The following is an 18,634-nucleotide window of genomic DNA, read 5'->3' on the forward strand; positions in this document are numbered from 1 at the left end:
CGCCAGTTCCTCTGGCAGAGTGCTCGCCTCATCCGACATCGCCTGCGGGGCCACCCTGAGACTTCCGGTCAGCCTGCCCATGACCGGCATCGTTCTCGAGGCCACAAGCACCAGCACCTCCGCGCAATGGCAAGCAACCTTGGTAACCCCGGGCTGGGAACCAAGCACCACAACTTATTCCCCCTGATAGCGATTCCCCAAAGGTTCCCCTGCGGGCGCCGACGGCCACCTCTCGGTCAAGCTATCTCCGGAGTCACCTAGCTATTCGGAACACTCGAAGCCCTGGCGGGCTGCTTTTTCGGAGTGCGTGGCAAGATCCGACATGAGCTGGCAGGCCACAATGGTGCCCCCAGGCAGATTCGAACTGCCGCCCCTGCCTCCGGAGGGCGATTGGGTGGCGCGTTATGGGTCGAAAATGCCCCGACTCCGGCCCATTTGCTGGATTCTACGCTGACCACGGATGCGCTCGCTGACCCCGTGCGTGCCTCAGTTGTTGCCATTCTGTTGCCACGGAGCCGATAGACCAATCGCCTTGGGTGGTGCCGAAAGCTAAGACTGGAGATCGGAGAGGGGCCGTCGTGACCCAACGAGCTAGAGATGTTGTTGCGGCTTGGCGCGCTCTCGAGCCCCCTGAAAAGTTGCGGATTCGAAAGTCAATCGTCCTTGATCGCGTTGTGGCGAGCATGGCGATGGAGGGTGAGCCGGTGTCTCAGGAATGGATCAATGAGGCGAGAGCCCGGCGAGCTCATCTATGAACTTCGACACCTCTCGAAGATCACTAACCTACGCCGACGCGGAAGCTCGGCGAATCGATTCCGGGATAACGGAAGCCTTCGCCAGCGGTCTCGGATAGTGTCCGGGCGTAAACGGCAGCTGCGTCGAAATCAGTTCCTCGGGCAGCCATGGCGACCGGGCCCGTTTGAAGAAGCCGGTCTTAGGCAGCATCGCGGTAAGTGCATCTCTATCCAGCGGCGCATCGGACCAAGCACGGAAAATGGTTTCGCCATCCTGCGAATCACTCTCCGACGCGATGTGTGGCGCGACAAGGGCCGCGTACTCTCGGCCGAACAGTGTCCACCAAACCGGATGAGGAGGTAGGCCCATCCACCCTTCCTTGTAGCGAATAAGCGCGTAGCGGTTCTCCTCCTTTCCATCGTACCACACCGAGAGGCCGCCCCACCCGACATTTCGGATCACCTCTGCCGATGCAAAATAAGCTTGGCCCGCGCGTCCGAACTCGACGACAAGCGCGCGTAGCGCGTTGCGCCATTTCGGCCCCTCGAACGCAGACCGCTCCAAGGAAAGGCGAAAAGTAGGCAGGTCGGCGGGCGAGCCGTCCCACTTGCGGGTCGCTAGGTTTCCATCGATGACGGGAAAAGATCCCTTCCAAAAGAGCAGCCCTTTGGAGTTGTCGGCGGCTTCCCTGAAGCCGGAGTCGCCTAGCGTTTCAAGCTTGCTCTGCAAGGGTTCGAACTCCCCGAAGCGGCGGGGCAGAGCTTCGGGCAGGTACTTTCGCGCAGTGGTCAAGTAAAGCGACGCGAGGTCGGCTACTCCGGGGAGAAAGTGCCAAGTCATCTCTATGAGATCGATCCGCTCGTTGCCCTTGGGTCGCGGGACAGTTCTATTTGCCTTTCCCGCCCAAATCGCATCAGATTGTTGATCAAGAATCGCGCCGTTGACACTCGCAGCCAACCGCTTCGAGAAGCGGACGGCATGAGGGATTGACACTTCCGCACTCCCTTCGACCAGAACTTGGTACATGACTGTGACGCCTATCGCGACAAGCGCGAGTTCCTCTGGCACATCCTCTGGCTCTACGTCGAACGGCCCATCGACGGTGAAGCAGTAGCCGGCGCGCTTACCTCGAACCACCGTGATGCCTTGTTCAGTGCTGTCAACGACATCTATGTCTGCGCCCGCCCGGACGATCTGAATTAGCTCAGCACGGGAGAGAAATCGTTCGCCGAAGACGGTCAGATCGTATGACATGCCCTGAAGTCTTCCATGCGTGGATCTTGTGTCGCGATTGTCAGTCCCTAGACAAGGGGCGGTGTTTGTGGAGCTTGGTCGATTCGCCGTTAGTTGATTGCGGTCAGCATTTAGCGACAGCAAGCGGAGCAGCAATGACAATCGCTGCAAGGTTCCTTCGACCTTTAACACGCTGGGGCTCGCTCAAGTTCAGCCACGCGGGGTGAGCTACTTCGCCGAGTTTGGTCGCAATGATGGTCAGCCGTTTCCGGTCGTTCGAGCTGAGATGTGAAAGATCAAGCTCCCCAACTGTTCCAATGCTTGTGAGCAGCACTGCGGCGTCATCGAGGTGGCGTCCGGGATCGCGCGAATCCACGACACTTGCGGCGCCTTTGCCGACAAGTGCGCCGAGTACGTCTGGCACGCCGAGAGCCACCGTGCGGGTCGTGGATGTCACGACAAACGTGTCCCGCCGCCGCAGAGATTGCTCGCCCGCAGTGACCGCGAATGCTGGCCGCATCATGAATCGTGGCTTCAACTGGGACGGCAGGTGATCGGCAACCATCATGTCGACCTGTTCCCGATTGCGCTGGAAACGGTAGACCGGCTCCTTCCTGCTGGATGGAACGATGGGCTCGAATCCGATCCTCGTCAATGCCGAGGCGATGCTCATTACGTTTGAGTGATTGGCCGCGACATCCACGACCAGGTCGACGTCTTTGGTCGCTCGTGGAGGGGGGATGCCGGCTCGCCGCGCATGGAGCTGAACCATGAGCCCGCCGACCAGAACCCAATCAGCGGTGTCTGTCGCCTCGATGACGTCAAAGACCGTGCTCCAGGGAGGCAGTAGGTCGTCGTCGCCGATGTCTATCGTGTGTTCTTCGCCAGCCATCGCTGCCTCATCTCCTCGAGTGCGGCAAGGCCAGCTGAGCGCTCTCGGGTTAATGTGCTTCTCACGAGGTCGGCAGCGATCACGGCAGCCGGTGAGTAGCGCCCCTCGAAGTTCAGCGAGTCGTGTCGCTCATAGATTGTCACGTCGCCGTTGTTGTCAGGTGACAAGAGGTGCCGTCGTGCGAACGAGTCAAGTGTCTCGTTGTTGCGGAGGTACCCCTCGACGACCTGAGTCTGGTTGGTGAGTTCGGTGTCAATCACGTCGGCAGCGCTCCTACCGGTGAGCACGAGCTCGTTGTCGGTCTTGACAATTGAGTCGGCCGTGTAGTGGTGCCCGACTGTTCGAGAAGCGACTTTGCGGGCGATCTCCTCCGCAGTGCTTATGCGGATACGTCGGCGGATTCGGGCTAACGTACTCTGCGAGAGTCCGGTGGACGACTGGCCAGAAAGTTCGCCGAGTAGCGCCCAGGAGGACGCGGCCGACCACGTGCGTCCCGCGCCCGCGTTGAGCGACCGGCGCTCGCTGATTGAGCGGGGAGTCACGAGCCAGGTGCCGTCGGAGAGTTGCTCGCCGGAGAGCTTGCCAGCTCGCAGAAGGTCTGTGACTTGGCGTTGAGACACGCCGAGTGCCCGGGCAGCATCCTTCGTCATCAAGTTGTCCATGTCATTTCACCTCTGCTGTCAGAGCAATTATGACATATCTGAATCGCCGCGAAAAGGTGGTCCTGGAACTTCCTTTGCCTATTCCAAGGGCAGGAATACCCGAAGGAACAGTTGGCGCTGCATTTTTGCTGATCAGCCGCCACCCCCGCGCTGCGAGCGCTTCCCAACCTCCCACACCCATCGCAAGCTCTTGGAGTGGGAGGTTGGGAAGTAAAGGGGTGGCCGCAGATAAGCAAAATTCAAAAAAGGTAGGTCAAAGTGGAAGCGGGCCGGCCGGGGGTTGCTGGGCGTCAGGCTGACAAGTCCGAGATAACGTCAGCGCCCCGACGTACTGTCGAATCATGGGAAGCATCAGCGCATACCAAACCACGTCAGGCAAGCGCTATCGAGCGATGTTCCGAAAGCCCGACCACGCTCAAACCCAGAAGCATGGCTTCAAGACCAAGCGTGAGGCCGAGTTGTTCCTCGCGAGCGTCGAGATCGATAAGAGCCGCGGTGCGTACATCGATCCTTCAAAATCGCGTGTGCTCGTGGGGGAGTGGCTCGATGCTTGGATGGATGGTCGCACAGACTGGCGCGCAACTTCACGAGAGCGAGCTCGCGGTATCGTGGCGCTTCACATCAAGCCTTCGCTCGGCGGCTACCCGCTCGGCTCGTTGACTCACGTCGCGGTCCAGGCATGGGCTGGTGGCCTCTCAAAGACGCAGTCGCCGTCGAGTGTGCGCAAGATTGTAAACGTGCTCTCTCGCAGCCTCCAGATGGCTGTGAAGGATGGCCGGCTTCCAGCCAACCCAGCTCACGGGCTTAATCTCCCGAAGGTCGGCAAGCTCTCCAAGCGGTATCTGACTCACGACGAAGTGAGGGATCTCGCCGACGCGGTCGATTCGCTTGGCAAGGGGATGTATCGGGGTGAGCGAAACAACTACGGACTCATGGTGAAGGTCCTCGCCTATTGCGGGCTCCGCTGGGGCGAGGCATCCGGCTTGCGAGTTCAAGACATCGACTTCGTTCGTGGCCGGCTCGAAGTACAGCACACGATCGTCGAGGTTGATGGGGTGCAACTCGACTCCCAGCCCAAAGACTACGAAGCCCGTTCCATCCCAGTGCCGGCCTCGATCCTCGCCGACCTTAAATTCCACGTCGAAGGCAAGGAAGGCGGTTTACCGGCTTTCGCGGCAGCCCGCGGTGGCTGGCTACGCGGTCGCGTCTTCCGTCGCGGCTGGCTCGACGACGCCGCGAGCATGATTGGCCAAGATGGTTTGACTCCTCACGAACTGAGGCACACAGCAGCCAGTCTCGCGATCAGTGCGGGAGCGAACGTCAAGGCCGTACAGCGGATGCTTGGACACGCGTCTGCGGCGGTGACGCTCGATGTGTACTCGGACTTGTTCGAGTCAGATTTGGACGCGGTGTCAGCGGCGCTCGAAGACGCGATTGTTCGATCTGCGCGATCGATCTCCCAGAATAAGTCAGCTTCTATACCTCTACCTGAATAGAGGCCACGTCCACCTCAGCGACGCCTAATTGTCACCCGCACCATTTTCGTTCTGGAGCATCGTGTAGGACACGGTCGGAGGCTCGCTTGCATCTTCGACCTCGGCCCATGTGACTCGGGACCGGCGGCCGTAGAGGTGCAGCGCGGTCTCCAAAGTCTCCATCGCGCGTTGAGTTACCAGCGCCACCACCGCAACCGACGAGGTCATCCGTATGTGTGCCGACTGGTTCTCAATGTCCACGACAGCCTCGCTGCGCTCCATCGCCTCGACGAAGGCCCACTGTTTGCCATGGCTCAATCCCGACAACAGCTTCCACCAAGCGACAAGAGCCATGCGCGCGCTCGGGCGCATGGCTGGATCAGCTGTGATCGCAGCCTCGGCCTTAATAACTGTGTCGCTGTAGCTCACAACGGTGAACTGGAAGTCAGCCGGAGCCCCGAGGCTAGGTCGAGTCGCGATGAGCGCGCGGATTTCTTCCTGCGCGACCGCCTTCTGGCGCGAGTTCGGGTTGCCCAGCGATTCCTGGAACGTGTCGTGGTACTTCGCGTCTTCGACTGCCACCAAGTAGCTGCGGCGTAGCCGCTCATCTCGGCTGGCGGGCTCCAACAGGTAGATGGCGAGCGAAGCACTCTCGAGTGCGGCTCGGAGTATCGGATAGAGCGCGGACATCGGGAGCTCTCCTGCTCCAGTAAGGACCGGCTCCAGGATCGTTTGGACGGCCATGAGCGCGTCCAACGATGCCGACATGGCCGTGCCGTGCAAGCTGCCGGTGCGCCATCGTCCGAGGTACCGGTCATCGAGTCGAAGGCTGGACCTGTCGTCAACAACCGCGACAAACTCACCCTTCAGCTTCGCCTCGGCTTCCGCAATTCGGGGGAACAGCAGCCGCAGGAGCGCAATGCCCATTTCCTCAGAGTCGGGGCTGATCGCTCGGTTGAACTCGAACTCGGGCGGGTCCGGAATCGTCATGTCTGAGAGTAGACCCAACTGCGATAAGTGCTCATGCTGTTCACCGCGCTTCACCGCAGCCTTGGCCTGCCTCCTGGCCCCACCACCGATGAGATGATCGACGCCGCCGTGACGGGCCGGCCCGCAGAGGCCGACGATCTCGACTGGAGGCAAGCTGATTCCGGTTAGGGACCTGCCGCTGAGCGAATTCCCCAAGGACGTGGCCGCCCTGGCCAACCGGGTCGGCGGCTTGCTCGTGTATGGCGTGAGGAGGCCGAGAAGCGCGCAGCCTGTGAGCGATCGGTTCCGTCCGTTGTTGCCAAAGTGTTGCCACGAGCGCCGAACAGGGCGGTTACAACGAGGTTCACACAGCGTCTGAGCAGTATTTTTACGAAGTGCCCCCAGGCAGATTCGAACTGCCGCCCCTGCCTCCGGAGGGCAGTGCTCTATCCCCTGAGCTATGGGGGCTCAAGTGCAGGTCTACGTTACCAGCCCTCTGCCAGCCGCTCTGTCGGGCTGAAACGTAGGCTGCACCCATGACCGATGCTTCCTGGCGCGACCGGCTGCGCGCGCTGACCGTCTTCAGCGGACAATTGCCCACCTTCGACACGGATGCCGCCCCCGCAGACCCGTCAGAGCTGCTCACAGAGTGGCTGGGCTTCGCGCTCGACGCCGGGGTATCTCAACCCCACGCGATGACCATTGCGACCGTGAGCGCAGAGGGCGAACCATCCGCCCGCACGCTGTTGCTCAAGGACGTGACGCCGGAGGGCCTCTGGTTCGCCACCCTGTCTTCGAGCCCGAAGGGCCAGGACCTCGAAGCGCACCCTCGCGCAGCACTACTGCTGTACTGGCGAGAGCAGGGGCGGCAGATCCGAGTGGTAGGGGATGTGGAGCCCGGGTCGCGAGAACTGGCACGGATCGATTTCCTGAAGCGCCATCCCAATGCGCGGGCGATCGCTGCCGGCGGGCAACAGAGCCAACCGCTGCCGGCCACGGAAGCCGAGTACGAGGCCGCGGTGGGTGCGGCACGAGAGCGGATCGACGCCGATCCACAGTATGTACCCGACGAATGGCAGGCCTACCTCGTGAGGCCGGTCGAGTTCGAGTTCTGGCAGGCCGCCCGTGAGCGCGACCAGCTGCGCCTGCGTTACCGCCGCGACGGCGAGGGATGGGCCCGCGACCTGCTCTGGCCCTGAACCTCCCGGCGGGTGACCTGCTCCAACACGCCCAGGCGGGCGATTGCGGACTAACCGGGTCGGCGCGACGGCACGGATTGTCCGTTATGGCCCGGAATCGCGACAGGGGAGCCGAGCCGAGCCGAGCCGCGGGGAGCCGCGCGGAGACGAGCGGAGCCGCGCCGACCCAGGGCGGCCCGCGACATCCCGCGGTAACACTCCTCTGGCAGGATCGTCGCATGCTTCGTAACGTCGCCGCCCACCTCGAACTCGACATCGCCGGTCGCACCACCATGGTGCTGAGCCTCGCCGTCGCCCAGGGGGCCGCCCTCGCCTCCGAGCGACTGGACATCAGTCTCGACGGCATGTCGCTCACCCCGGGCGAGCTCGTCGATCGCCACGGCTCGCGCCTGCACCAGCTCATCAGCGGCAAGGGTCGCATGACCATCGACTATGCGGCGGAGGTGACGGGACACTCTCTGCCTGCATCGGCCGACGATCTCGACTCCATCATCTACCTGCGGCCGAGCCGCTACTGCGAGTCCGACACGCTGCTGCCCACCGCATCATCCGAATTCCGTGGGCTCAGCGGGCTCGAGCTGCTGAGCGCCGTCAGCTCCTGGGTGCACGACCGCCTGTATTACGTTCCTGGATCGAGTCGCGTGACGGATGGCGCGGTGGGCACCCTTCTCGCCCGCCAGGGCGTCTGTCGGGACTACGCCCACCTCGTGATCGCGCTGTTGCGCGCCATCGACGTGCCCGCCCGCATGGTTGCGGTCTATGCCCCGGGGCTCAGCCCGATGGACTTTCACGCGGTCGCGGAAGCCTTCATCGACGGCAACTGGCACGTGGTGGACGCCACAGGGCTCGCCCCTCGCCAGAGCCTGCTTCGCATCTCCACCGGCCGGGATGCGGCGGACATCGCCTTCCTCACCAACCACTGGGCCAATCTCACCCTGCTCGACCTGCAGGTTCTGGCGATCGTGGACGAGCTGCCGAGCGACGACTTCCAGCAGCAGGTGCAGCTGGGCTGAGAACTACTTCAGCGCCCCGAGCGCGGCCGTGACCAGCGCATTCGCGTCGGCGGCGGATCCGAAGTAGACGGATGTCGCGACCAGCCAATACGCGCCGGTGAACACGTCGACGCGCCCGACCCCGCCGCTCGTCGAGAAGTAGGCCGCATCGCCGAGCCCCGACGCCGCGGTGCCCTTCGCAGCAGTCGCTTTCAGCGAGGCGAGCGCCGGGGGCGCTGGCCGGGCCACCGCGATGGCGAAGGTGTCGCCGCTCGTCTGGTTCAGCCAGCTGCAGGCCGTGCCCTGGTCGGCGACCGCGCTCGCACCCGCAGTTCCGGCTTTCGGTGCGAAGGAGTTGTCCAGTCCGAAGTTGGGGTTGAAGTCGTAGACGACCTGCGCGGAGACTAGGGTGTTGCACGGTATTTTCGTCGGCGTTGCGCTGGCGGTCGACGACGGAGTCGGCGTCGGTGACGGGACGACAGAGGGTGAAGCGCTCGGAACAGAGGACGTGCTCGGCGTCGGACCGGGCGTGGACTTCGGCTCCGGAACACAGCCGGCGAGGCCGAGGGTCACGGTCGCGGCGAGCGCGGCCACGAGGATGGTCGATCGCAGTCGAGTCTGGATGATGCTGTTCATAGTGTGAGAAGCCCCCCGGTAAGCGTGCCTCTATCTTCACCCAGTCTCATTCCTCGCATAGCGGGGCGCGCCAGCAAGGTGCCCGATGGCGCCCGATAGAATCGTTGCTCGTGACTCCCGCCGAACTCTCCGCCCAGCTGCTCGCCATCGTCACGGGCGCGCTCGAGCGACGGGGAGCGGATGCCTCTGGCCTGTCCCTCGACGATGTGAAGGTCGAGCGGCCCAAGAACCGTGACCACGGCGACTGGGCATCCAACATCGCCATGAAGCTCGCGAAGCAGGTCGGTACCAACCCCCGCGAACTCGCCCTTGAGCTGGCCGAGCTCATCCGTTCCATCCCGGGAGTCTCGGCCGTGGATGTCGCGGGCCCCGGTTTCATCAACATCAGCCTCGACGCGGCTGCAGCCGGTGCTCTCGCGAAGGCGATCGTCGAGCAGGGATCCCTCTACGGCAACGGCACTCTCTACGCGGGCGTGACGATCAACCTGGAGTTCGTGTCTGCGAACCCCACCGGACCGATCCACCTCGGGGGAGTCCGCTGGGCGGCGGTGGGCGACAGCCTCGCCCGCATCTTCACGGCCGAGGGCGGAATCGTCACCCGCGAGTACTACTTCAACGACCATGGTGGCCAGATCGACAGGTTCGCCCGCAGCCTGTTGGCGAGCTACCTCGGTGAACCCACGCCCGAAGACGGCTACGGCGGACAGTACATCTCCGACATCGCCGCCCGGGTCGTGGAGATCGCTCCCGACGGCCTGGCCGCGCTCCCGCGGGACGACCAGCAGGAGACCTTCCGCGCGATCGGCGTCGACCTCATGTTCGGCGACATCAAGGCGAGTCTTCACGACTTCGGCGTGGACTTCGACGTCTACTTCCACGAGAACACTCTGCACGAGAACGGTGACGTCGAGAAGGCGATCGCCCGGCTGAACGACCTCGGCCACATCTACGAGTCCGAGGGGGCGACCTGGCTGCGCACCACCGAATTCGGCGATGACAAGGACCGGGTCGTCATCAAGAGCGATGGCGAGGGCGCCTATATCTCGGGCGACCTCGCCTACTACCTCAACAAGCGCGAGCGCGGTTTCGAACGCAACCTGATCATGCTCGGTGCCGACCATCACGGCTACGTGCAGCGCCTGATGGCGATGACGGCGGCCTTCGGCGACCTTCCGCGGGTGAACCTCGAGATCCTGATCGGCCAGATGGTCAATCTGCTCAAGGACGGCAACCCACACCGCATGAGCAAGCGCGCCGGAACTGTCGTGGTGCTCGAAGACCTCGTCGAAGCCGTGGGGGTGGATGCGGCGCGCTATGCGCTTGTGCGCTCCTCCAGTGACTCGCAGCTCGACATCGATCTCGACCTGCTGACCAAGCGCACCAATGACAATCCGGTCTTCTACGTGCAGTACGCGCACGCCCGCACACAGTCGGTCGCCCGAAATGCTGCCGACAGCGGGGTGGACCGGAGTGCCTTCGATGCATCACTGCTTACTCACGAGACGGAGAGCAGTCTGCTCGGTGTGCTCGCCGAATTCCCGCGCGTGGTCACCCAGGCTGCCGAGTTGCGGGAGCCGCACCGGGTCGCCCGCTACGCGGAGGAGCTCGCCGGCGCGTATCACCGCTGGTACGACAACTGTCGGGTGACGCCTCTGGGGGACGAACCGGTCAGCGACCTTCATCGCACTCGCCTGTGGCTCAACGATGCTACCGGCACGGTGTTGCGCAATGCTCTCGGGCTTCTTGGCGTCTCGGCGCCGGAGCGGATGTAGCGCATGGCGTCACAGGACGGCGAGCAGTACGACTGGAACCTCGGCCGGTCGGGTCGTGAGTACCCGGACGACACCGCGGCGGATGAACCGGATCCTTTCCCCTTCGTCGAGACGGAGATCGTGCGCCGACGTGGGCGCGGATGGATCGGGCTCGGCGTCTTTCTCGTGATCCTCGTCGTGATCGTCGTCGCCCTGGACGCGGGGGCGCGATGGTACGCCGGCAACCTGATCGCGGCCAAGGCGCGAAGCTCACTCTCCATCGCCGACTCGACACCGGTCACGGTCGACATCGCCGGCGCGTCGGTGCTCTACCAGGCGGCGATCGGCAGATTCGAGCGGGTGGATGTCGCGATCGCCAAGCTCGGTGTCGGTGACGTCAGTGGAAAGGCCACCCTCACGGCCACGGGAGTACCCCTCAGCACGTCGAAGCCGGTCGAGAGCGCTCGCCTTGCTGTCGTCACCTCGCCGGATGAGCTGAAGAAGCTGCTCGCGGGGTTCACCAGCCTGCCGGTCACTTCGGTCAAGATCGGGTCCGGAGCCGTGCAGATCGGCACCGCTGTCACGGCCCTCGGCGTAACAGTGCCGATAGCGATCTCCTTCGTACCCACAGCCGTCGACGGCCAATTGGAGTTGACCCCGAAGTCACTGGTGGTGAATGGTGCGACGGTCACGCCCGATGGCCTGCGCGCCACTTTCGGGCCGCTCGCCGACCCGGTGCTCGCGACCCAGAAGATCTGCGTTGCCCAGTATCTGCCGAAGCAGCTTCCCCTCGACTCGGTGACCGTCAAGGGCTCGTCCCTCGAACTCGCGGTGGCGGGCAAAAACGTCCTCCTCGGCCGCGCACTCCTCACGACCAAGGGGGTGTGCGCGTGAGCCCCAATCCGCTGGCGCCCGCGTGGCTCCGCCCGCCCGCCGATGCGAATGTGCTGCCCGCGGCCGTGTGGTCTCAGAACGCCGGGCGCGTGGCATCCGGGATGCTCGAGGTGGCCGGGGTCACGGCATCCGCGCTCGCCCATCAGTTCGGGACGCCGCTCTACGTGGTCGATGAGGCCGACGTGCGCGCCCGTGCCGCCGAAGCCCGGGACTGCTTCGATCGCGAATTCGCGGCGCTCGGATCGGCCGCGAAGGTCTACTACGCCGGCAAGGCGTTCCTCTCCACCGAGATCGCCCGTTGGGTGACCGAAGCGGGGCTGTACATCGACGTCTGCAGTGGGGGAGAGCTCGCGGTGGCTCTCGCTGCCGGGGTCGATCCCTCCCGGCTCGGCTTCCACGGCAACAACAAGTCCCTCGCCGAGATCGACCGCGCCGTCGGCGTCGGCGTCGGCGTGCTGGTGGTCGACAGCCTGGTCGAGATCGAGCGCATCGCGGATGCCGCAGCTCGCCACTCCCGTGTTCAGAGCGTTCGGCTGCGTCTCAACAGCGGGGTGCACGCCCACACCCACGAGTACCTCGCCACGGCCCGGGAGGACCAGAAGTTCGGCATCACGCTCGCCGATGCCCCTGACGCGGTCGCTCGCATCCGTTCGCACGGATCCTTGCTCTTCCTCGGGCTCCACTCGCACATCGGCTCGCAGATCTTCGAGGCCGACGGCTTCGTCGAGTCCGCGAAGCGACTGCTCGCCCTGCATGCCGAGCTGCTTTCCGGCGGCCCGATCCCCGAGCTGAATCTCGGTGGGGGATTCGGCATCGCCTACACCTCGGTCGACACCGCCCTTCCCATGCCCGAGATCGCTGCGCGGTTTGCCGGCATCGTGGCCTCCGAATGCGCGCGGCTCGACATCCCCGTGCCGCTCGTCGCGGTCGAACCGGGGCGCTCGATCGTCGGGCCGTCGACCTTCACCCTCTACGAGGTCGGAACCATCAAAGACGTCGAGGTGACCGTGGGAGAGACGACGGCCATCCGCAAGTACGTGAGCGTCGACGGTGGCATGAGCGACAACATCCGTACCGCCCTCTACGCCGCCGACTACTCGGTGCGGCTGGCCAATCGTGCCTCAGACGCGCAACCCGCCCTCGTGCGCATCGCCGGCAAGCACTGTGAGAGCGGTGACATCGTGGTGCTCGCGGACTACCTGCCGGCAGACGTCACGACCGGAGACCTGCTCGCCGTCCCTGCCACCGGCGCCTATCACTGGGCGATGGCCAGCAACTACAACTACCTCGCCCGTCCCGCCGTCGTCGCCGTGCTTGACGGAATGGCTCGCGTGATCGTGCGCGGCGAGACCGAGGCCGACCTGCTGTCGCGAGATGCCGGGATACGCCCCAACCCGAACGGAGCACCATGATCGAGTACCGCAACCTGAGAGTGGCCCTCCTCGGCGCCGGATCGGTCGGCGCCCAGGTGGCTGCACTGCTGCTCGAGCACGGCCCGGAACTCGCCAATCGCGCGGGCGCCGGACTGGAACTCGTGGGTGTCGCGGTGCGCGACCTCGACGCGAGCCGCACGGCGGAGATCCCGAAGGAGCTGCTCACGACGGATGCCGAATCGCTGATCCTCGGCGCGGACATCGTGATCGAGCTCATGGGCGGTCTCGAGCCGGCCCGCACGCTCATCCTGCAGGCGCTCAATTCCGGAGCGGATGTCATCACGGGCAACAAGGCGCTGCTGGCGACCCACGGGCCGGAGCTCTTCGAGGCCGCGGAGCAGGTCGGCGCGCAGCTCTATTACGAGGCGGCCGTCGCCGGCGCGATCCCCATCATCCGTCCGCTGCGCGACAGCCTCGCCGGCGATCGCATCAAGCGCATCCTCGGCATCGTGAACGGCACGACCAACTTCATCCTGGATCGCATGGACACGGCGGGGGAATCCCTCGAAACGGCCCTCGCCACCGCGACCGACCTCGGCTACGCAGAGAAGTCCGATCCCTCCGCCGACATCGAGGGCTATGACGCCGCGCAGAAGACGGCGATCCTCGCAAGCCTTGCGTTCCACACCACGGTTCCCCTCGAGTCCGTCTATCGCGAGGGAATCACCGCCGTCACACTCGAGCAGGTCGTGGCGGCGAAGAAGGCCGGGTATGTGGTCAAGCTGCTTGCCATCTGTGAGCGACTGACGGATGCCGACGGCGTGGAGGGCGTGTCTGCTCGCGTCTATCCCGCGCTGGTTCCGCGCGATCATCCGCTCGCCGCCGTCCATGGCGCCAAGAACGCGGTCTTCATCGAGGCGGAGGCCGCGGGCGATCTCATGTTCTACGGAGCGGGTGCCGGTGGCATCGAGACCGCCTCCGCCGTGCTCGGCGACCTCGTCTCTGCGGCTCGACGTCACGTGATCGGCGGGCCGGGTGTCGCGGAGTCGACGCACGCCAACCTGCCGATCCTGCCGATCTCCCGGGTGATCACCCGCTACCAGATCACCCTCAGCGTCGTGGACGCTCCGGGAGTGCTCGCCGCCGTCGCCGCACTCTTCAGCGAGCACGGGGTGTCGGTCGAAACGCTCACCCAGTCCGTCTACGGTGGCGCAATCACCTCCATGCCCACCGCTACCCTTGTGATAGGCACCCACGAGGCCTCCGAAGCCGATCTCGCGGCGACCGTTCTCGAACTCGAATCGAGCGATGTCGTCGTGCGGGTCACGTCCGTACTGAGAGTAGAAGGTTCATAATGGCCCACCAGTGGCGCGGAGTCCTCCGCGAGTACGCAGACCGTCTGAACATTTCGGACGCCACTCCGATCGTCACGCTCGGCGAGGGCGGCACTCCGCTCATCCCGGCTCCCGCCCTGTCGGCTCGCACCGGCGCCAACGTGTGGGTCAAGTACGAGGGCATGAACCCCACCGGGTCGTTCAAGGACCGCGGCATGACGATGGCCGTCTCGAAGGCCGTCGAGGCCGGCGCCAAGGCCGTCATCTGCGCCTCAACGGGCAATACCTCCGCCTCAGCGGCCGCCTACGCGACCCACGCGGGGATCAAGGCCGCCGTGCTCGTGCCGGAGGGCAAGATCGCGATGGGCAAGCTCGCCCAGGCGGTCGCCCACAATGCCGAGCTGCTGCAGATCCGCGGCAACTTCGACGACTGTCTCGACATCGCGCGCGACCTCGCCGCCAACTACCCCGTCCACCTTGTCAATTCGGTGAACAACGACCGCATCGAGGGCCAGAAGACCGCGGCCTTCGAGGTCGTGGAGGTGCTCGGTGACGCGCCCGACATCCACATCGTGCCCGTCGGCAACGCCGGCAACTACACCGCGTATTCCCGGGGCTACGGCGAATCCCTCGCCCGCGGCGACTCGACGAAGCATCCACGCATGTTCGGCTTCCAGGCCTCGGGTAGCGCTCCGATCGTTCTCGGCAAGATCGTCAAGAATCCCGACACCATCGCCAGCGCGATCCGCATCGGCAACCCGGCGTCCTGGGAGCTTGCGCTCACCGCGCGAGAGCTGACCAACGGATACTTCGGAGCGATCTCCGACACGCACATCCTCGAGGCGTATCGCATCCTCTCTGCCGAGGTCGGCATCTTCGTGGAGCCGGCCTCGGCGATCAGCGTCGCAGGCCTGCTGGAGCGCGCCGCGGCTGGAGAGATCCCCAAGGGATCCACGGTCGTGCTCACCGTCACCGGCCACGGACTCAAGGACCCGCAGTGGGCTCTCAAGACCGCTGACGGATCGGATGTCACCCCCACGGTCGTCGCGAACGACACCGACGAGGTGGCCGGCGTGCTCGGTCTCGCCAAAGTCAGCGTGTGAACACAGCCGATTCACCGTCGGCCTCGGTCGAGGAGTTCGCCGGAAGATCGGTGACCGTGCGCGTCCCCGCGACCACGGCCAATCTCGGCCCGGGGTTCGACACCCTCGGCCTGGCGCTGTCGCTCTACGACGAACTCACCGTCACGGTGCGGGATGCGCCGGGGGCGACGGTGGAGGTCATCGGGGTCGGAGCGGGCGAGGTGCCCACCGACGAGTCCAACCTCGTGGTGACCGCCATCGCCTATACCTTCGCGGCCTACTCGCAACCGCTGCCGGGCCTCGACCTCGTGGCGCGCAACAACATCCCGCACGGCCGGGGACTCGGGTCATCCGGGGCCGCGATCGTCTCGGGCATCATGGCGGCTAAGGGCCTGCTCGACGGCATCGTCGACATCGACTCCGGCGCCCTGCTCGCCCTCGCGACCGCTCTCGAGGGGCACCCCGACAACGTCGCACCCGCGCTCTTCGGTGGGCTCACCATCGCCTGGACCACGGATGCCGGCCCGCAGCACAAGAAGCTCATCGTGCACCGTGGCGTCTCCCCGCTTATCGCGGTGCCGGAGTCGACCATGTCGACCGAGCTCGCCCGAAGCCTGCGACCGGCCTCGGTGCCCCACGAAGACGCGATCTTCAATGTCTCGCGCTCGGCCCTGCTGATCGCCGCCCTGATCCAGAGTCCCGAATTGCTGCTCGCGGCCACAGAGGACAAACTGCACCAGAGCTACCGCGCCGCCGCGATGCCGGAGACCGAATCGCTCATTCTCGAACTCCGCTCCCACGGGCTTCCGGCCGTGGTCTCTGGAGCCGGTCCGTCGATCCTCGTGCTGTGCAGCGACCCCGCCCAGCGGCTCGTCGCCGCCGAGCTGATCGCCGCACGATCCGGCTCGCCGTGGCAGTCGCTCCTGCTGGCCGTCGACTTCAAAGGTGCTACAGTGACATTGCATCCGGTAGAAAATTCGGGTTAACCGAAACCCCCGGACAGCACGCTCATCAGACAACACATTCACAGGCGCTAGCTTCGTTATTTACCAGTGCTTTCCCGCGCAGTTGCGAACATTCGCACAGGCGCTACCCGAAGCGAAAGCGCCGAACGTCAAACCCTCCCGCAAGGCTCAGTCGCACCTGTCAGGTGCGGACCTTGTTCGGGGAAAGGAACCCTCTTAGTGACTGACCTCACTGTCCGTGCCTCAGGTACAGACTCCATCGCCCTCGCCAAACTCCGCCTTCCCGAGCTCCAGGCTCTCGCGGCCGAGCTCGGCCTCAGTGGATCGTCCAAACTTCGTAAAGGAGAACTCGTGGATGCCATCTCCCAGATCCAGAACAACACCGCACGCCCCGTCGCTTCGGAGCCGGTCGCTGACGCGCCGGTAGGTGACGCCGTGGTCACCGACGCGCCGGTGGCCGATGCGCCTGTCGCCAAGAAGCGGGCGTCGCGCCGCGCCAGCACCTCGATTGTGGATGCTGCCGCCGCCGAAGCGCCCGTCATCGAGTCGACACAGCGCGAGCCGCGCCGTGCGTCTGCGGCCCGTTCCGCCGGGAAGGCGGAGCCGAAGTCGGTCACCCGCCACGTGAACCGCGCGGAAAGCGGTCTCGACCGCATCCCCGGCCAGGAGGCCGAGCGCATCGCGCTGGCCGACGCTGCTCTTTCTGCCGGTCTCGACCGCATCCCCGGCCAGGAGGCCGAGCGGGCCGCCGTCGCGGACTCGCAGCAGACCGATGGCCTCGATCGCATCCCCGGCCAGGAGGCCGAAGCGGAGGCGCAGGCCGATGACGCCCAGCCCACCCGCAACTCGCGCAACCGCAACCGCAACCGCGGCGGAGATCGTCAGCAGGGCGACCGTCAGCAGGGCGATGCCTCGGCCCAAGGCCAGAACGGCCAGGCTGCCCAGAACAACCAGAACAATCAGAACAACCAGAACAACCAGAACAACCAGAACAACCAGAACAACCAGAACGGTGAGCAGTCCGATGGGCAGCGCGCCAATGGTCGCAATGCGAACAACCGCAACCAGCAGAACAACCAGGGTGGTGGCCAGCAGAACGGCAACTCCCGCCAGCAGGGCAACGACCGCCAGCAGCAGAACAACAACGACCGCAACGGCAACAACGACCGCAACCAGCAGCAGCTGCTCGAGGATGATGACCGCGGCGGCCGCAACCGCTACCGTGACCGCAAGCGCCGCGGCGCAGGCGGCAACGACGACTTCGAGCCCGAGATCACCGAGGATGACGTGCTCATCCCGGTCGCCGGCATCCTCGACGTGCTCGACAACTACGCCTTCGTGCGCACGAGCGGCTACCTTCCGGGCAACAACGACGTCTATGTCTCCCTCGGCCAGGTGAAGAAGTACAACCTGCGCAAGGGCGACGCCGTGGTCGGAGCCATCCGCCAGCCGCGCGAGAACGACAACTCCGGTCGCCAGAAGTACAACGCGATCGTGAAGATCGACTCGATCAACGGACTGCCCATCGAGCAGGCCGCCGACCGTGTCGAGTTCGGCAAGCTGACCCCGCTCTACCCCTCGGAGCGCCTGCGCCTCGAGACCGAGTCGGGCAAGCTCACCACTCGCATCATCGACCTCGTGTCGCCGATCGGCAAGGGTCAGCGCGGCCTCATCGTCTCGCCGCCGAAGGCCGGCAAGACGCTCGTGCTCCAGGCCATCGCCAACGCCATCGCCAAGAACAACCCCGAGGTGCACCTCATGGTCGTGCTGGTCGACGAGCGTCCGGAAGAGGTCACCGACATGCAGCGCACGGTCAAGGGTGAGGTCATCGCCTCCACCTTCGACCGCCCGGCAGAGGACCACACCACGGTCGCCGAACTCGCCATCGAGCGTGCCAAGCGTCTCGTCGAGCTCGGCCACGACGTCGTCGTGCTGCTCGACTCGATCACCCGCCTCGGCCGCGCCTACAACCTGGCCGCTCCGGCCTCCGGGCGCATCCTGTCCGGTGGTGTCGACTCCTCGGCTCTCTACCCGCCGAAGCGTTTCTTCGGTGCCGCTCGCAACATCGAGGACGGCGGATCGCTCACGATCCTCGCCACCGCGCTCGTCGAGACCGGATCCAAGATGGACGAGGTGATCTTCGAGGAGTTCAAGGGCACCGGCAACATGGAATTGCGCCTCTCACGTCAGCTCGCTGACAAGCGCATCTTCCCGGCCGTCGATGTCAACGCGTCGGGCACTCGCCGCGAGGAGATGCTCATGGGCGTCGACGAGACGAAGATCAACTGGAAGCTCCGTCGCGCACTGGCGGGACTCGAGACCCAGCAGGCCCTCGAGCTCGTACTCACGCAGCTGAAGGACACGTCGTCCAACGTCGAGTTCCTCATGAAGATCCAGAAGTCGCTTCCGGGCGCATCCGGGTCGAAAGAGGACTAATCCCGA

16 protein-coding genes and 1 tRNA gene are annotated in these 18,634 nt (G+C 64.9%); 11 read left to right on the forward strand and 6 right to left on the reverse strand.

Going from position 1 to position 18,634, the window contains the following annotated elements; genetic code table 11:
- Positions 1 to 783 precede the first annotated feature (783 nt).
- The 3 genes from ABIB54_RS08755 to ABIB54_RS08765 all read right to left on the reverse strand — a co-directional run bounded on the left by ABIB54_RS08755 (position 784) and on the right by ABIB54_RS08765 (position 3,522).
- On the reverse strand, positions 784 to 1,989 hold the full coding sequence (locus tag ABIB54_RS08755; protein ID WP_354575143.1) for a hypothetical protein: 1,206 nt from the start codon (positions 1,987 to 1,989) through the stop codon (positions 784 to 786).
- Between the two features lie 103 nt (positions 1,990 to 2,092).
- Positions 2,093 to 2,860: a hypothetical protein gene (locus ABIB54_RS08760; RefSeq protein ID WP_354575144.1), complete on the reverse strand. Its 768-nt coding sequence runs from the start codon at positions 2,858 to 2,860 to the stop codon at positions 2,093 to 2,095.
- Positions 2,836 to 3,522, reverse strand: a complete 687-nt coding sequence (locus ABIB54_RS08765; RefSeq protein WP_354575145.1) for a hypothetical protein — start codon at positions 3,520 to 3,522, stop codon at positions 2,836 to 2,838. Before ABIB54_RS08765 ends, ABIB54_RS08760 begins: the two co-directional genes overlap by 25 nt.
- Positions 3,523 to 3,863: 341 nt before the next feature.
- On the opposite strand from ABIB54_RS08765, the gene ABIB54_RS08770 reads away from it, so the two are divergent.
- Positions 3,864 to 5,018: a site-specific integrase gene (locus ABIB54_RS08770; protein WP_354575146.1), complete on the forward strand. Its 1,155-nt coding sequence runs from the start codon at positions 3,864 to 3,866 to the stop codon at positions 5,016 to 5,018.
- Between the two features lie 24 nt (positions 5,019 to 5,042).
- On the opposite strand, the gene ABIB54_RS08775 is transcribed toward ABIB54_RS08770, so the two are convergent.
- Complete coding sequence (locus ABIB54_RS08775) at positions 5,043 to 5,987, reverse strand: hypothetical protein (protein WP_354575147.1); 945 nt, start codon at positions 5,985 to 5,987, stop codon at positions 5,043 to 5,045.
- Positions 5,988 to 6,020: 33 nt separating this feature from the next.
- Between ABIB54_RS08775 and ABIB54_RS08780 the strand changes: the two genes are divergently transcribed.
- Positions 6,021 to 6,155, forward strand: a complete 135-nt coding sequence (locus ABIB54_RS08780) for a hypothetical protein (protein WP_354575148.1) — start codon at positions 6,021 to 6,023, stop codon at positions 6,153 to 6,155.
- Positions 6,156 to 6,362: 207 nt separating this feature from the next.
- Here the strand turns inward: ABIB54_RS08780 and ABIB54_RS08785 are convergent.
- Positions 6,363 to 6,434, reverse strand: a tRNA-Arg gene (locus ABIB54_RS08785).
- 68 nt (positions 6,435 to 6,502) lie between these two features.
- Here ABIB54_RS08785 and ABIB54_RS08790 point away from each other — a divergent pair.
- Both ABIB54_RS08790 and ABIB54_RS08795 read left to right on the forward strand, forming a co-directional pair.
- Positions 6,503 to 7,165 carry a pyridoxine/pyridoxamine 5'-phosphate oxidase gene (locus ABIB54_RS08790; RefSeq protein ID WP_354575149.1) on the forward strand — a complete coding sequence of 221 codons (663 nt, stop codon included), beginning with the start codon at positions 6,503 to 6,505 and terminating at the stop codon, positions 7,163 to 7,165.
- A gap of 218 nt (positions 7,166 to 7,383) precedes the next feature.
- On the forward strand, positions 7,384 to 8,178 hold the full coding sequence (locus ABIB54_RS08795; RefSeq protein WP_354575150.1) for a transglutaminase-like domain-containing protein: 795 nt from the start codon (positions 7,384 to 7,386) through the stop codon (positions 8,176 to 8,178).
- 3 nt (positions 8,179 to 8,181) lie between these two features.
- On the opposite strand, the gene ABIB54_RS08800 is transcribed toward ABIB54_RS08795, so the two are convergent.
- Positions 8,182 to 8,793 (reverse strand): arginyl-tRNA synthetase, encoded by a 612-nt coding sequence (locus ABIB54_RS08800; protein WP_354575151.1) that lies wholly within the window; start codon positions 8,791 to 8,793, stop codon positions 8,182 to 8,184.
- 110 nt (positions 8,794 to 8,903) lie between these two features.
- Here ABIB54_RS08800 and argS point away from each other — a divergent pair, with 110 nt between their 5' ends.
- The 7 genes from argS to rho all read left to right on the forward strand — a co-directional run bounded on the left by argS (position 8,904) and on the right by rho (position 18,628).
- Positions 8,904 to 10,565 carry an arginine--tRNA ligase gene (argS, locus tag ABIB54_RS08805; RefSeq protein ID WP_354575152.1) on the forward strand — a complete coding sequence of 554 codons (1,662 nt, stop codon included), beginning with the start codon at positions 8,904 to 8,906 and terminating at the stop codon, positions 10,563 to 10,565.
- 3 nt (positions 10,566 to 10,568) lie between these two features.
- Entirely contained in the window at positions 10,569 to 11,438 is an 870-nt protein-coding gene (locus tag ABIB54_RS08810; RefSeq protein WP_354575153.1) for an LmeA family phospholipid-binding protein, read from the forward strand.
- Positions 11,435 to 12,850 (forward strand): diaminopimelate decarboxylase, encoded by a 1,416-nt coding sequence (gene lysA / locus ABIB54_RS08815; protein ID WP_354575154.1) that lies wholly within the window; start codon positions 11,435 to 11,437, stop codon positions 12,848 to 12,850. Before ABIB54_RS08810 ends, lysA begins: the two co-directional genes overlap by 4 nt.
- Complete coding sequence (locus ABIB54_RS08820; RefSeq protein ID WP_354575155.1) at positions 12,847 to 14,166, forward strand: homoserine dehydrogenase; 1,320 nt, start codon at positions 12,847 to 12,849, stop codon at positions 14,164 to 14,166. Before lysA ends, ABIB54_RS08820 begins: the two co-directional genes overlap by 4 nt.
- Entirely contained in the window at positions 14,166 to 15,248 is a 1,083-nt protein-coding gene (gene thrC, locus ABIB54_RS08825; RefSeq protein WP_354575156.1) for a threonine synthase, read from the forward strand. The genes ABIB54_RS08820 and thrC overlap by 1 nt, the downstream gene beginning before the upstream one ends.
- Complete coding sequence (thrB, locus tag ABIB54_RS08830) at positions 15,245 to 16,213, forward strand: homoserine kinase (RefSeq protein WP_354575157.1); 969 nt, start codon at positions 15,245 to 15,247, stop codon at positions 16,211 to 16,213. The genes thrC and thrB overlap by 4 nt, the downstream gene beginning before the upstream one ends.
- Positions 16,214 to 16,411: 198 nt before the next feature.
- Complete coding sequence (gene rho / locus ABIB54_RS08835) at positions 16,412 to 18,628, forward strand: transcription termination factor Rho (protein WP_354575158.1); 2,217 nt, start codon at positions 16,412 to 16,414, stop codon at positions 18,626 to 18,628.
- Positions 18,629 to 18,634 lie beyond the last annotated feature (6 nt).

This window comes from Frigoribacterium sp. UYMn621 (assembly GCF_040549525.1).
Classification (GTDB): domain Bacteria; phylum Actinomycetota; class Actinomycetes; order Actinomycetales; family Microbacteriaceae; genus Lacisediminihabitans.

Excerpts from the sequence above, each read along its gene's own strand:
- ABIB54_RS08820 (WP_354575155.1), top strand. The coding sequence starts at position 12,847 with ATGATCGAGTACCGCAACCTGAGAGTGGCCCTCCTCGGCGCCGGATCG.
- ABIB54_RS08770 (WP_354575146.1), top strand. The coding sequence starts at position 3,864 with ATGGGAAGCATCAGCGCATACCAAACCACGTCAGGCAAGCGCTATCGA.
- ABIB54_RS08795 (WP_354575150.1), top strand. The coding sequence starts at position 7,384 with ATGCTTCGTAACGTCGCCGCCCACCTCGAACTCGACATCGCCGGTCGC.
- ABIB54_RS08800 (WP_354575151.1), bottom strand. The coding sequence starts at position 8,793 with ATGAACAGCATCATCCAGACTCGACTGCGATCGACCATCCTCGTGGCC.
- ABIB54_RS08755 (WP_354575143.1), bottom strand. The coding sequence starts at position 1,989 with ATGTCATACGATCTGACCGTCTTCGGCGAACGATTTCTCTCCCGTGCT.
- thrC (WP_354575156.1), top strand. The coding sequence starts at position 14,166 with ATGGCCCACCAGTGGCGCGGAGTCCTCCGCGAGTACGCAGACCGTCTG.
- ABIB54_RS08810 (WP_354575153.1), top strand. The coding sequence starts at position 10,569 with ATGGCGTCACAGGACGGCGAGCAGTACGACTGGAACCTCGGCCGGTCG.
- ABIB54_RS08760 (WP_354575144.1), bottom strand. The coding sequence starts at position 2,860 with ATGGCTGGCGAAGAACACACGATAGACATCGGCGACGACGACCTACTG.
- ABIB54_RS08775 (WP_354575147.1), bottom strand. The coding sequence starts at position 5,987 with ATGACGATTCCGGACCCGCCCGAGTTCGAGTTCAACCGAGCGATCAGC.
- ABIB54_RS08790 (WP_354575149.1), top strand. The coding sequence starts at position 6,503 with ATGACCGATGCTTCCTGGCGCGACCGGCTGCGCGCGCTGACCGTCTTC.
- ABIB54_RS08765 (WP_354575145.1), bottom strand. The coding sequence starts at position 3,522 with ATGGACAACTTGATGACGAAGGATGCTGCCCGGGCACTCGGCGTGTCT.
- ABIB54_RS08780 (WP_354575148.1), top strand. The coding sequence starts at position 6,021 with ATGCTGTTCACCGCGCTTCACCGCAGCCTTGGCCTGCCTCCTGGCCCC.